Here is a 12786-nt window from a genome sequence, read left to right as displayed (position 1 = left end):
ACCTATGAAAATATTGCTCAAACAAGCCATTGTCTATCCTATTACATCCCAAAAATTTCAAGGGGATGTACTCGTTATAGGAGAACGAATTGCCGAGGTCAAGCCTACCATTCAACCTACTCAAGATATGACAGTTATAGACGCGCGTGCTCTTCATCTTTTACCCGGATTTATTGATGTCCATACTCATCTTGGTCTCTATGATGAAGGCACTGGTTGGGCTGGCAATGATGCAAATGAAACATCTGAAGTTTCAACACCACATATCCGTTCTTTAGACGGAATTCACCCTTTTGATATTGCATTTCAAGATGCTGTACAAAATGGCATCACAACTGTTCACGTTATGCCAGGAAGTCAAAACATTATCGGTGGTACGACTTGTGTAATAAAAACAGCTGGAACTTGTATTGATCATATGATTATTCAAGAACCTGCAGGCTTAAAGATTGCCTTTGGAGAAAATCCCAAAAAGGTCCATAGTAATGGAACAAAAGAATCCATAACACGTATGGGAATTATGGGATTACTTCGAGAATCATTCTATGAAGCACAGCACTACGGGCATGAAGCTGATTTTCGAATGCTTCCTATCTTAAAAGCATTACGTCGCGAAATACCCGTACGTATCCACGCTCACCGAGCAGATGATATTAGTTCTGCTCTACGCTTTGCAACAGAATTTAATCTCGATTTACGTATTGAACATTGTACAGAAGGACACTTTATTGTTGAAGAACTTTCGAAACACAATTTGAAGGTTTCAGTTGGCCCAACGCTTACACGACGTTCTAAAATAGAACTCAAAAACAAAACATGGGATACTTACCATATATTATCCAAAAATGGAGTGGAAGTTTCCATCACAACAGATCACCCTTATACACCCATTCAATATTTAAATGTTTGTGCTGCTGTCGCAGTAAGGGAAGGATTAGACGAAAAAACTGCACTAGAAGGAATCACTATTTTTCCAGCACGAAATTTACGTTTAGAGGATAGAATTGGAAGCATTGAGGTTGGAAAAGACGCTGATCTCGTGTTATGGACCCATCATCCTTTCCATTATTTAGCCAAGCCTGTACTAACCATGATTGATGGAAAAATAATTTACAAAAAAAATAAAAAAAACTAGTTTATTTTTTTGACTAGATAAAGTATTATACGATTATAAACTGAATGAAACCATAATCAATTTGTGTCGTGATTATCATTTTCAAATTGATGAATGGGGAAGGCAAATGGTGCGCCACCAGCGTTAGAAACTGGTTCTAGTGGGTTCGATTCCCACCCCGAAATTTTTTAAAGATTGATATAAAAATTTCGAGGGTGGGGTGTTTTTTCGTCATGCTACCCTCGTGTGAGGAGGAGTTAGTATGTTAAAAAAACGCGACTTACACGACAGCCACGTTCTATACGAGTTAATGGTGGATCCAGCTGTCTTCCCTTTTGTGCGTCAAAAGGCTTATTCTTATGAGGAATATTTATTTTTAACGAAACAAACGATTGAAGCTGAAGAGCGTGGGGAATTAATTTCACGCACAATTTTAGATGAATGGGGTAACCCTATCGGAACAATTACTTTATTTGATGTGCAAGAAAAAGCCGGATTCCTTGGAACATGGCTTGGCAAACCATATCATGGAAAAGGCTATAATAAATTGGCAAAAGATTCATTTTTTAGTGAACTTTTCTATGAATTAGATATTGAAACGATCTTTATGCGTATTCGCAAAATAAATATTCGTTCTATTAAAGCTGCAGAAAAATTACAATACGTAAATCTAGCAAACGAAACAAGAAAAGCCGTTTATGATGAAATTAACGCGAATGAAGAAGTATATAACTTATATGAAATTCCAAAAGATCAATATACACTTGCTACAATGCGAGATACAACGTTCCAAGATGCTCATCACTTAAAAGAAGCATAATCTAAATTTTTAGAAAAGATAATTAACCATTAACATTTTGACATATACGTATATCACCCGATGTCTTTGGAAACGATAGATAGTGACTTTAGGACACGAGGTGATTTGTAATGGATAAAAAGAAACGTGACAAAGTAAAAAATGCATTATCTAGTACACAAGAAGTTCTCTACCAACGAGAGTTTCGTAAAGCAGATCGCGCAGCGGGTTATCGCTCGAAAAGTATTTAAAGTGAGAATGAATAATTAGAAGTTCTCCCCCCTAATTATTCATTCTCATTACATATTTTTTCTACGTGATAGAGTAGAAAAAAGGTTCCTTATAAATAAGGAACCTTTTTTATGTGGATAACGTTATCCACATAATTGATAGAATTGTGAATAAATTATACAAACCCTTCACAAGTTTGTATGTTGTAACGCATAGCAAATGTTAGAATTGTGGATATTTTTCTAAAAATTGTGGACAATGTGGATATAGTTGTTAATATTCCGACTTTACTGTTTAATGAAAGCGCAATCTCCATGTGGATAAGTCTTTCTCTCAGAAAACAATAAAAAACCCTCTTTAAATATTCCAAAGAGGGTTTCATATTAAGTAAATGATTGTGCAAGAGCAGGTGATTTAATAGGTATATGATTCGGCTTTACATGATTTTCTGCCAAAATTGTATCCACAATATGGCCAGCTGGCTCCGGACGATAAATGCTTTTCATCGCTTCTTTCATTTGAAGAAGCTTCATATCATCTTGTAATAACGCCTCTGTCTTTGCAAAAACCTCACTATCATCACGAATGACAACTGCCGCTCCTTTTCTTTCAAAGTACATCGCATTTTCATTTTCTTGTCCTGGAACAGGTTTATATAAAATGACAGGTACTTGCAATGCTGCCGCTTCACTTAGCGTGATACCGCCTGGCTTCGTAATCATACAAGAAGTAACACGGAATAATTCATCAATATTTTCAACATAACCGAATACTTTTAATGCATCAGGATTGTTTTCCTGTAATCCTAATAAATCCTGTTTTAATGCTTCATTTTTCCCACAAACAACAACTACTTGTAAATCAGGCACTGACATAAATGATTGGCATAGTTCTTTTACACTCCCTAATACCCCATGAGCACCTGCTACAATTAGTAAAATCTTTTTATTCTTACATAACTGATATTTATTATATATAATGTCTGGATTGATCTTTAACTCAAAACTATTACGAATCGGAATTCCAGTTTCAACAATTTGCTCCGCAGGCACACCAATATCAACCATAACTTTTTTCACGTGATCAGTTGCTACAAAATAACGATCTACTTCCCGATGAATCCATATTTTGTGCACACAAAAATCTGTTAATACATTATACACAGGAATTGAAATACCTGTTTGCTTTTTCAATTCTGGTACAGCTATAATCGGAAAGGTATTAATAACAATATCCGGTTTCTCTGCTTGTAAAAGTAATTTCAAACGTTTTCTTCCAAAATTCGCATACCAAGATGCTATTTTTTTATCATAAATTTTCTCTACACCATAATAAAACAAGCGGTATAATTCTTTTCCTATTGTATAACTTTTTAAATATAAATATTTTGTAATATCAGTTATAACTGGATGTGATTCTCCGAACAAATCGCATACAATTACATCTTTAATTCCTTTTTGGCGAAATGTTTGTTCTAATGTTTTCGCTACTTGCACATGACCGTTACCGTAATGTGCAGTTAATATTAAAACCTTGGGGTTTTTTATCAAACAAATCCACTCCTAGCTTATTGTTTCTCCATATTGCATATACGACAATAGGAAAAACATTTTCCTTAAAAATTACATAAACAGACTCTAATATTTCTCTTTCAGCTATGTACCTGTCGTGGATATGCAAAGCATATAAGATTGACCCCTTAATCCTATCTGTGCTCATATCTTTACATTATACTTTCCTATAAGAGCTTTCGCAATAACTTACAAATGTTCTCTATTTCATGATACTCACTCTTTTACTTCTTAATTCTTTTTACTATTTTGATTTCCCTTTACAATTATGTAAATTTCTCCACTTATTCCTTACAAAAATATGGATATTCTATTTTCAGTATACTCTTTTCTTTATATATACTCTAGATTTTATTGTACAGAAAGCAAAAAGCCTAATCCAATATTTGGATTAGACTGCTTGTAAAATATGTCTTGCTTCTTCTACATTTTTTTCAGTAGGTGGTTCTACATTCGCTAGTGGATACTTATGCCCAAGCGCTTCCCATTTATATACACCAAGCTTATGGTATGGTAACACTTCAACTTTCTGAACATTAGACAGGCTTTGAATAAAACTAGATAGTTTTTTTAGATCCTCTTCATTATCAGTAATACCAGGAACTAATACGTGTCGTACCCAAATCGGTTTATTTTTATCCGATAAATAACGAGCAAATTGTAAAATATGTTCATTTGGTTTTCCTGTTAACTTACGATGTTTCTTTGAATCAATATGTTTCAAATCTAATAAAACTAAATCTGTGTATTCCATTAAAATATCTAGTTTATTTTGGAATTCCGGTTCTTCAGAATAACAACCACCTGAAGAATCAATTGTTGTATGAATTCCAACTTCCTTACATTTCTTAAATAATTCAATTAAGAAATCTAGCTGTAATAATGGTTCCCCACCACTAACTGTTATACCGCCTCCGGAAGCTTCAATAAAAGGAAGGTAACATGTCACATCCTGCATTACTTCTTCGACTGTTATTTCTTTTCCTTTACCGATCTCCCACGTATCAGCATTATGACAATATTGACAACGTAATAAACACCCTTGTGTAAATATGACATAACGAATTCCTGGGCCATCAACAGTACCACAAGACTCTACAGAATGAATTCTTCCTTTTACCATATTACTTCCTCCTTTATTGAAACAGCCTCCCTCTGCTATTTATAAAATGCAGAGGGACACTTTTTTCACTTACATGCTTTCATGCATTGTACGGTTAATTACATCAATTTGTTGTTCACGAGTTAATTTAATAAAGTTTACAGCGTAACCAGATACGCGAATTGTTAATTGTGGATATTTTTCAGGATGTTCCATTGCATCCATTAATGTTTCACGGTTAAATACGTTAATATTTAAGTGATGTCCCTCTTTTACTGCATAACCATCAAGCATTGATACTAGGTTACGTACTTGTACTTCATCTTCTTTACCAAGTGCTTTTGGAATAATAGAGAATGTATTAGAAATACCATCTTGTGCATCTTCATATGGTAATTTAGCTACAGATAATAATGAAGCTAATGCACCTTTTGTATCACGTCCATGCATTGGGTTCGCACCTGGTGCAAATGGTTCTCCAGTACGGCGTCCATCTGGAGTGTTACCAGTTTTCTTACCGTATACAACGTTAGATGTGATTGTTAAGATTGACATTGTATGAACAGAATTTCTATATGTTTTATGTTTACGAAGTTTATTCATAAATGTTTTCACAAGATTTACAGCGATTTCATCTACACGATCATCATTGTTACCGTATTTAGGGAAATCTCCTTCGATTTCAAAGTCAACTGCGATTCCGTTTTCATCGCGAATTGGTTTTACTTTTGCGTGTTTAATTGCACTTAAAGAGTCTGCTACTACAGATAGACCCGCGATACCTGTTGCCATTGTACGAAGAACATTTGTATCATGAAGTGCCATTTCAATACGTTCGTAGCTATATTTATCATGCATGTAATGAATAACATTTAATGTGTTTAAATACAGGCCTGCTAACCATTCCATTGTCATATCAAACTTATGCATAACTTCTTCATAATCTAATACTTCAGAAGTAATCGGTGCGTACTCAGGACCAACTTGTGCTTTAGATTTTTCATCTTTACCACCGTTAATCGCATATAGTAATGCTTTTGCTAAGTTTGCACGTGCGCCGAAGAATTGCATTTGTTTACCAATTCTCATTGCAGATACACAGCAAGCAATTCCGTAGTCATCGCCGTAGTCAGCACGCATAATGTCATCATTTTCATATTGAATTGCTGATGTTTTAATAGACATTTTCGCACAGTAGTTTTTAAAGTTTTGTGGTAATTGTTTAGACCAAAGAACTGTTAAGTTTGGTTCTGGAGCTGGTCCTAAATTATCTAATGTATGCAAGAAACGGAATGAGTTCTTTGTTACTAATGGACGACCATCTAATGCCATACCACCGATAGACTCAGTTACCCAAGTTGGGTCACCAGAGAATAATTCATTATAATCAGGTGTTCTTGCAAATTTCACAAGACGTAATTTCATAATGAAGTGATCCACAATTTCTTGTACTTCTTCTTCTGTTAAAGTACCATTTGCTAAATCTCTTTCAATATAAATATCTAAGAATGTAGAAGTACGTCCAAGACTCATTGCAGCTCCGTTTTGCTCTTTAATTGCTGCAAGATATGCGAAGTATAACCATTGGAATGCTTCTTGCGTGTTTGTTGCTGGCTTAGAAATATCAAAACCATGGGAAGCAGCCATTTGTTTTAACTCTTGAAGTGCACGCATTTGCTCAGATAACTCTTCGCGTAAACGCATTGTCTCTTCGCTCATTACACCGCCAGTTAAATTTAAATCAGCTTTTTTCGCTTCAATTAAATGATCTACCCCATATAATGCTACACGACGGTAGTCACCGATAATACGTCCACGTCCGTATGCATCTGGAAGGCCAGTAATAACACCTGATTTACGAGCAGCTCTCATTTCTGGTGTATAAGCATCGAACACACCTTGGTTATGAGTTTTTCTCCAATCTCTAAAAATACGACTAAGTTCTTTATCCATTTCGTATCCATAAGATTCACAAGCTTGTTCCGCCATACGAATACCACCATATGGTTGTAAAGAACGTTTAAATGGTTTATCAGTTTGGAAACCGACTACTTTTTCAATATCTTTATTTAAATATCCTGGTTCATGTGATGTAATAGAAGAAACGATTTTTGTATCCATATCAAGAACGCCACCGTTTTCACGTTCTTTCGTTGTTAAATCCATTACTTGATCCCAAAGTTGTTTCGTTGCTTCAGTTGCTCCCGCTAAGAAAGATTCATCTCCTTCGTAAACGTTTACATTATTTAAAATGAAATCGCGAACATCAATCTCTGCTTTCCATTTTTCACCTTTAAAGTTTTCCCATGCGTTTTTAACATTTTCTAATACTTGAGTCATCCTAATCTCCTCCATTTTTGATTAGTACAGGACTAAGATTTTTTATATAACAGCTTACACACTTAGAATACTACTTTTTTGCGAAAGTGAACGAAACAGTTGTGACATGTTTGTGAAATATTGAGCAAACTACTATATGTATAGTGTTAACTTCACTTAAAAGTCTTTATAATTAACCCTTTCCTTGATTGTATTTTTTTGGTATCCTTATATACGAGTCCTATTTTGTAATATAAAAACAATACCCATTGTAGAGCTGTAATACTCTTATCTCCTAATCTGTTATAGTTTTTATAACAGAACAAAAAAGTGTACATATGTTGTACACTTTTTTGTTACTACTCTAAAACATCTCTTTTTCTATTCCCATCATAGAATCCGCCACGATTACCTTCTAATACAATTAATTGCTCTAATCCTTCTATATGATCACCTATAATTCGCAAAACAGCTGGGGGATGACCTATTTTTGCAAAATGTTCACTGGGACGAATACGGTTCATCTGATCGACCTCTACACGACTTACACATGCAATTTCGAAGCCTAACAGAATCGCTTTCACTTGAGCTACACAAGGTGATAGTAAAGATCTATAACCGATTTCTTTCAAGCATTTACGGCTAAACGCATTCGGTACAGCAATAAGAGAACCTACCCCTAGATCTTTTCTATCACAAGCTAAATTTAACGCATATTTAAACGCAGTTACAAGATGAAGCGGTACTCTTAAATCTAAATAATGATTTAGATCATTTAATGCGACATCCATTCCATCTGCAATAGCTTTTGCGAAAGGATATAGTTCCCTAGACGGGATAACAAAGTCACCGTCTATAAACAACACAATTTCCCCTTTTGCAAAGTAAGTTCCAAGTGAACGTCCTACATCGTTTCCAAGTGCTTCTTTATATACAATTGTTGTTGCTCCCTTTTCTTTTGCAATCGTTGCGGTTTGATCAGACGAGCCATTTACTACAACGATAATTTCAAAAGGTTCAATTTTTCGAAGGTCATCTATAACATTTCCAATTGTTTTCTCTTCATCTTGTACAGGAATAATGACTGATAATTGCTTTCCTTTATACAATTTAGATGTAATGCCCCATCCTTGATAAAAATCTTCGAAATCTAAAGTATGATAGACACTATCTCTTTTCCTATTTCCATCATAATATCCTCCGCGCTCATCGCTACCTACTATTCGCTCCGCTACAGCTTCTATATGATCACCTATCATCCGTTTTTCAGATTGCGAGAGACCCATCCCATATGCAGCATGCTCGGTCGGCCGAAATTTATTTGGCGTAATAACGTCAATTGCACAATGCCGACTAATTCTCCATTCACTTTGAACTAGGCGTAAATGAGCGACAATAGGATTAACAAAGCTTTCATATCCAATACTTTGAACGACTTCTTTCGTCAATGCATGAGGTGCATCTAATAAGGAATCAATTTTTAATTCTTCACGCTCTAACATTGCATTTAATATTTGGCGCCATACTGTAATAGAATTGGGTTTTTGCCTTTTTAAAAATAGTGCATCCAAGTTATTTAAAACGATGTCGGCCTGACCATGTAAAATCGGATTCAGGAATAATTGTAATTTTGAAGTTTGAATAGCAAAATCGCCATCTATAAATAGTAATACATCACCTATAGCTTGTTTTGCACCAGCTGCACGTCCAACATCATTTCCAAGCTGCTCTGTATATTGCAGTACTTTACATCCTAACTGCTCAGCAACTGTTTCTGTACCATCAGTACAACCATTTGCTACTACAATAATCTCTAATGGATTTAATCCTTTTGCCGATTGGATAACATCTGAAATCGTTTCAGCTTCATTACATACAGGTATAATGACCGATAGTGACTTAGCCATTATTTTCTTCACGGAACCACTTAATAGTTTCTTTCAATCCTTCTTCCCACGTTACTTCTGCTTGAAACTGAACAAGTTCTCTTAATTTCGCAACATCCGGTCTTCTATTTGGAATTTCTTCAAAGCCATGTGGGTATACCTCTTCGAAAGGAACTTGGACAATTTCCGAAGAAGATTTCGTTAGTTTTTTAATTACTTCTGCTACTTCTTTTATACTCTTTTCATTCTCAGAACCTATGTTAATAATTTCACCATTTACCTTTTCATCCATCGCTCGAATCGTTGCCTCTACCGCATCACTTACATACGTAAAACAACGTGTCTGCTCTCCATCTCCATATACGAGAATGTCTTCTCCTTGCAAAGCCGCACTAATAAATCGCGGGATTACCCCTGCATACGGACCATCTTTCGCTCTTGGACCATAAATATTAAAATAACGAACAATCGTTACCGGTAAACCTTCTAATGCGTATCCTAAACATAATGTTTCTTCTAATGTTTTACACACTGCATAACTCCAGCGTATTTTAGAAGTTGCCCCGTATAATCGATCTCCCTCTTCAGAGAAGGGTGGCTTTGCCTTACCATATACTTCTGAAGTAGAAGCAAAGACCACTTTCTTCTTTTCTTTTAGCGCTGCTTGTAAAATGTTTCTCGTTCCATCAAAATTTGTTTCAATAAGCTCTATACTCTTTTCCATTGTCGTTTTCACGCCTAAAATTGCTGCTAAATGAAACACTACATCATGTTGGTTTACTAATTCATAAATAGAATTTTTATCTAAAACACTTATTGGAATAACTCGAATTTCTTTCATTAACTCATCATGATATTTACTTTTCCCTTTATAGAAGTTATCAACGATCGTAACTCCATACCCTCTTTTCACCAGCTCTTCAGCTAAATGTGAACCAATAAATCCTGCTCCACCTGTAATTAAACATTTCTTACTCATACACTCACCTTCTTTATAATTCCACGTGTATCTATTACTCGCTTCATTCCTTTAAAAAGCTTCCAATCGATATTAGAGTGATCAGTTAAAATTAAAATACAACCCGCTTGTTTAACGACTTGTTCATCCAAAGAAACAGATTGGTACACCTTATCTTCAAACTTTGCAGAAGAAATATATGGATCGTGATATTCGATTTCATATCCTTCTTTTAGTAACAATTCAATAATTGGTAAAGCCGGTGATTCTCTCAAATCATTTACATCTTTCTTATACGCAATTCCTACAATTAAAACTGATGCAGGTGATTGCACCATACCTTTTACTTTCCGGACTATTTTCTCTGGCATTTCTTCATTAATCACATGTGCAGCCTCAATTAATTGACTAATTTCCCCATTCCTTTTTATTCTCCATTGGAAATATAAAGGATCTACTGGAATACAATGTCCTCCTATTCCTGGTCCTGGCCAATATGGGGTAAATCCAAACGGTTTTGTAGATGCGGCTTCAAGCGCCTCATAAAAATCAATTCCTAAACTTTCACATAGTGTGTTTAACTCATTTACTAAGGAAATATTGACTAGGCGCTGAATATTTTCAAATAACTTACACATTTCCGCTACTTTCGGAGAACTAACTGGAACAACTACATCAAATGTAGTGCTATACAACTCCTGAACTTTTTGTTTACACTTTTCTGTTTGTCCACTAATAACTTTTGGAATCGTTTGAACAGAATAGTGACTATTAGCCGGATCAATTCTCTCAGGGGAATATCCGATATAGAAATCTTCTCCTACCTTTTTCCCTGTTTGAGAAATAATAGGAATGATAACTTCCTCGAGTGTACCTGGATATGTGGAGCTTTCAAAGATGAAGGTTTGTCCTTTTTGAAGGTTTTGTTGTATATAATGTGAGGCTGAAATGAGGGCACTTAAGTCTGGTTCTCTTTGTTCATTAATTGGAGTCGGGACAGTAACAATAACATAATCACTATTTTGAAAATCAGCAATGCCTTGATCCGGTGTGTTCACTATTAATTTTTTTTTCACCAATAAACTTTGTAACTCTTTAGAAGAAACATCCGGAATATAACTTTCTCCTTTTATAATTGATTCTATTTTTCTAATATCTTTATCTAACCCAAGTACTGTATGCCCTCTCTCTGCAAAATGGACTGCTAAAGGAAGGCCAACATATCCTAACCCAATAATAGCTACTTTACTACTATTCATTTGTATTCTCTTCTTCCCTTCTCAATTGTTGAATGATATCCCTATCTCTATCTCCATCCGTAAAACCACCGCGTTCGTCCGTACATTGTAATAAATAAGCAATCGCCTCAATTTGATCACCGAAAATACGATCAAATGCTGAAATACGCCCATTTACAAATTCGTGTTGCTCTGGACGTACTTGATTTGTTTTTATAACATCTACTAACTCTACTGCTGTAACAGAGAATCCTTCTAAAATAGCTTTTATCTGAGCTAATGGAGGAATCACAAGAGAATCATAACCAATTTTCTCTATTACTTTTTTATGCATAGCGTGTGGTACTGCTGTTAATGAGTTATTCCATAAATCTGGTCGCTTCGCTATCAAATTCACAAAATATTTTCCCATGCTAATTGGATCTGCTGGATGAAACATATCTAATAAACACTGTAAATCATTTAATGCTACATCACTTCCATCTTCAATAGCGCGCAAAAATAGAATTAAGTTTGTTGCTGGAATAACAAAATCACTATCAACAAATAAGCAAATATCTGCCGTAGCATACATGGCCCCTATCGCCCGTGCTACATTATGCCCAAGCGCTTCCTCCAACTCAACAACAATAACATTCTCTAGCTTTACTTGTTTAATGGTCTTTACAGCAGCTCCATTCACAACAACTATAATTTCATCTACACCTGCTTTTTTCACTTCTTGTATAACAGACCTTATAGTTGTTTTCTCTTCTGATACCGGGATAATGGCACTATATTTCGCTTTTTTCTTTTGTAATAAAACTGGTTTATACTTTCCTACAAACTCCCTATCTTTATTGCCCTCTGAAAAACCACCGCGATTACCGTATGTTTCGATTACGTATTGTAAAGCGCGCAAATGATCACCCATAATACGACTAGTAGCTTTCGGATAAGGAGAGCCAGGTGATGTGCCCGTATGGACAGGACGAACTTTATTTGTGTAAATGACATCAACTGAAGCCATATCAGAAATATCTACTCCTCTAGACATCGCCATCGCTTGAAATAGTGCTGGATCCGCTAAATTCCACCACCCTAGTTTTTCAATCACTTCACGACTTATCGCATGTGGTATCGCAATTAAAGATCCTACAACAAACTCTTTTTTGTTCAAATAACGGTTTAACATATATTTTCCAACCGTCGTATAATGCGGTCTCATCTTCAAATAAACGGACCATGTTAAATTATTTAAAACAATCTCATGTCCTTGCTCTATTCCTTTAATAAAATTGTATAATTCTTCACTTTTCATGACGATATCGCCATCTAAAAATAAAACAATTTCACCTTTCGCTTCTCTAGCACCAATTGCCCGTCCCACATCATTACCAAGAGAATATCTATAATAAATCACACGGCAATTATGCTGTAACGCTATTTCTTTCGTACCATCTGTCGATCCATTATCTACTATGATAATTTCATATGGTTCCAACTTCCTTACTTCTACTAAAACTTTTGATAAAGTACTTGCTTCATTATGCACTGGAATCACAACTGACACTCTCATACTTGTATCA

The 12786-nt window shown here is 35.3% G+C and carries 10 protein-coding genes; 3 read left to right on the top strand and 7 right to left on the bottom strand.

Annotated elements, in window-relative coordinates; translation table 11 throughout:
* Nucleotides 1–4 precede the first annotated feature (4 nt).
* From AAG068_RS02610 to AAG068_RS02600, 3 genes are all read left to right on the top strand, one after another.
* The gene (locus AAG068_RS02610) at nt 5–1135 is read left to right on the top strand and encodes an amidohydrolase (protein WP_342717534.1); all 1131 of its coding nucleotides are present in this window, start codon (nt 5–7) and stop codon (nt 1133–1135) included.
* Between the two features lie 241 nt (nt 1136–1376).
* Nucleotides 1377–1934, top strand: a complete 558-nt coding sequence (locus tag AAG068_RS02605; protein WP_000914736.1) for a GNAT family N-acetyltransferase — start codon at nt 1377–1379, stop codon at nt 1932–1934.
* A 110-nt stretch (nt 1935–2044) separates the two neighbouring features.
* Nucleotides 2045–2164, top strand: a complete 120-nt coding sequence (locus AAG068_RS02600) for a YfhE family protein (RefSeq protein WP_000358488.1) — start codon at nt 2045–2047, stop codon at nt 2162–2164.
* 363 nt (nt 2165–2527) lie between these two features.
* On the opposite strand, the gene AAG068_RS02595 is transcribed toward AAG068_RS02600, so the two are convergent.
* From AAG068_RS02595 to AAG068_RS02565, 7 genes are all read right to left on the bottom strand, one after another.
* Complete coding sequence (locus AAG068_RS02595) at nt 2528–3694, bottom strand: diglucosyl diacylglycerol synthase (protein ID WP_098668609.1); 1167 nt, start codon at nt 3692–3694, stop codon at nt 2528–2530.
* A gap of 412 nt (nt 3695–4106) precedes the next feature.
* The gene (gene pflA, locus AAG068_RS02590; protein WP_342717508.1) at nt 4107–4838 is read right to left on the bottom strand and encodes a pyruvate formate-lyase-activating protein; all 732 of its coding nucleotides are present in this window, start codon (nt 4836–4838) and stop codon (nt 4107–4109) included.
* A gap of 69 nt (nt 4839–4907) precedes the next feature.
* Complete coding sequence (pflB, locus tag AAG068_RS02585; RefSeq protein WP_342717506.1) at nt 4908–7157, bottom strand: formate C-acetyltransferase; 2250 nt, start codon at nt 7155–7157, stop codon at nt 4908–4910.
* A gap of 338 nt (nt 7158–7495) precedes the next feature.
* Nucleotides 7496–9043, bottom strand: coding sequence for a glycosyltransferase family 2 protein (locus AAG068_RS02580; protein WP_342719701.1), 1548 nt, complete (start codon nt 9041–9043; stop codon nt 7496–7498).
* Nucleotides 9036–10001, bottom strand: a complete 966-nt coding sequence (locus AAG068_RS02575) for an NAD-dependent epimerase/dehydratase family protein (protein ID WP_342717504.1) — start codon at nt 9999–10001, stop codon at nt 9036–9038. Before AAG068_RS02575 ends, AAG068_RS02580 begins: the two co-directional genes overlap by 8 nt.
* Nucleotides 9998–11239 (bottom strand): nucleotide sugar dehydrogenase, encoded by a 1242-nt coding sequence (locus tag AAG068_RS02570; protein WP_046953683.1) that lies wholly within the window; start codon nt 11237–11239, stop codon nt 9998–10000. Before AAG068_RS02570 ends, AAG068_RS02575 begins: the two co-directional genes overlap by 4 nt.
* Nucleotides 11232–12776 (bottom strand): glycosyltransferase family 2 protein, encoded by a 1545-nt coding sequence (locus AAG068_RS02565; protein WP_342719700.1) that lies wholly within the window; start codon nt 12774–12776, stop codon nt 11232–11234. Before AAG068_RS02565 ends, AAG068_RS02570 begins: the two co-directional genes overlap by 8 nt.
* Nucleotides 12777–12786: the final 10 nt, after the last annotated feature.

This window comes from Bacillus paramycoides (assembly GCF_038971285.1).
Taxonomy (GTDB): domain Bacteria; phylum Bacillota; class Bacilli; order Bacillales; family Bacillaceae_G; genus Bacillus_A.
The sequence above is the reverse complement of the archived record's forward strand: the minus strand, read 5'-3'. Positions and strand labels throughout refer to the sequence as shown.

What these genes read in the sequence shown, in the direction of transcription:
- AAG068_RS02605 (WP_000914736.1), top strand. Translation starts at nt 1,377, where the DNA reads ATGTTAAAAAAACGCGACTTACACGACAGCCACGTTCTATACGAGTTA.
- AAG068_RS02575 (WP_342717504.1), bottom strand. Translation starts at nt 10,001, where the DNA reads ATGAGTAAGAAATGTTTAATTACAGGTGGAGCAGGATTTATTGGTTCA.
- AAG068_RS02610 (WP_342717534.1), top strand. Translation starts at nt 5, where the DNA reads ATGAAAATATTGCTCAAACAAGCCATTGTCTATCCTATTACATCCCAA.
- pflB (WP_342717506.1), bottom strand. Translation starts at nt 7,157, where the DNA reads ATGACTCAAGTATTAGAAAATGTTAAAAACGCATGGGAAAACTTTAAA.
- pflA (WP_342717508.1), bottom strand. Translation starts at nt 4,838, where the DNA reads ATGGTAAAAGGAAGAATTCATTCTGTAGAGTCTTGTGGTACTGTTGAT.
- AAG068_RS02565 (WP_342719700.1), bottom strand. Translation starts at nt 12,776, where the DNA reads ATGAGAGTGTCAGTTGTGATTCCAGTGCATAATGAAGCAAGTACTTTA.
- AAG068_RS02600 (WP_000358488.1), top strand. Translation starts at nt 2,045, where the DNA reads ATGGATAAAAAGAAACGTGACAAAGTAAAAAATGCATTATCTAGTACA.
- AAG068_RS02570 (WP_046953683.1), bottom strand. Translation starts at nt 11,239, where the DNA reads ATGAATAGTAGTAAAGTAGCTATTATTGGGTTAGGATATGTTGGCCTT.
- AAG068_RS02580 (WP_342719701.1), bottom strand. Translation starts at nt 9,043, where the DNA reads ATGGCTAAGTCACTATCGGTCATTATACCTGTATGTAATGAAGCTGAA.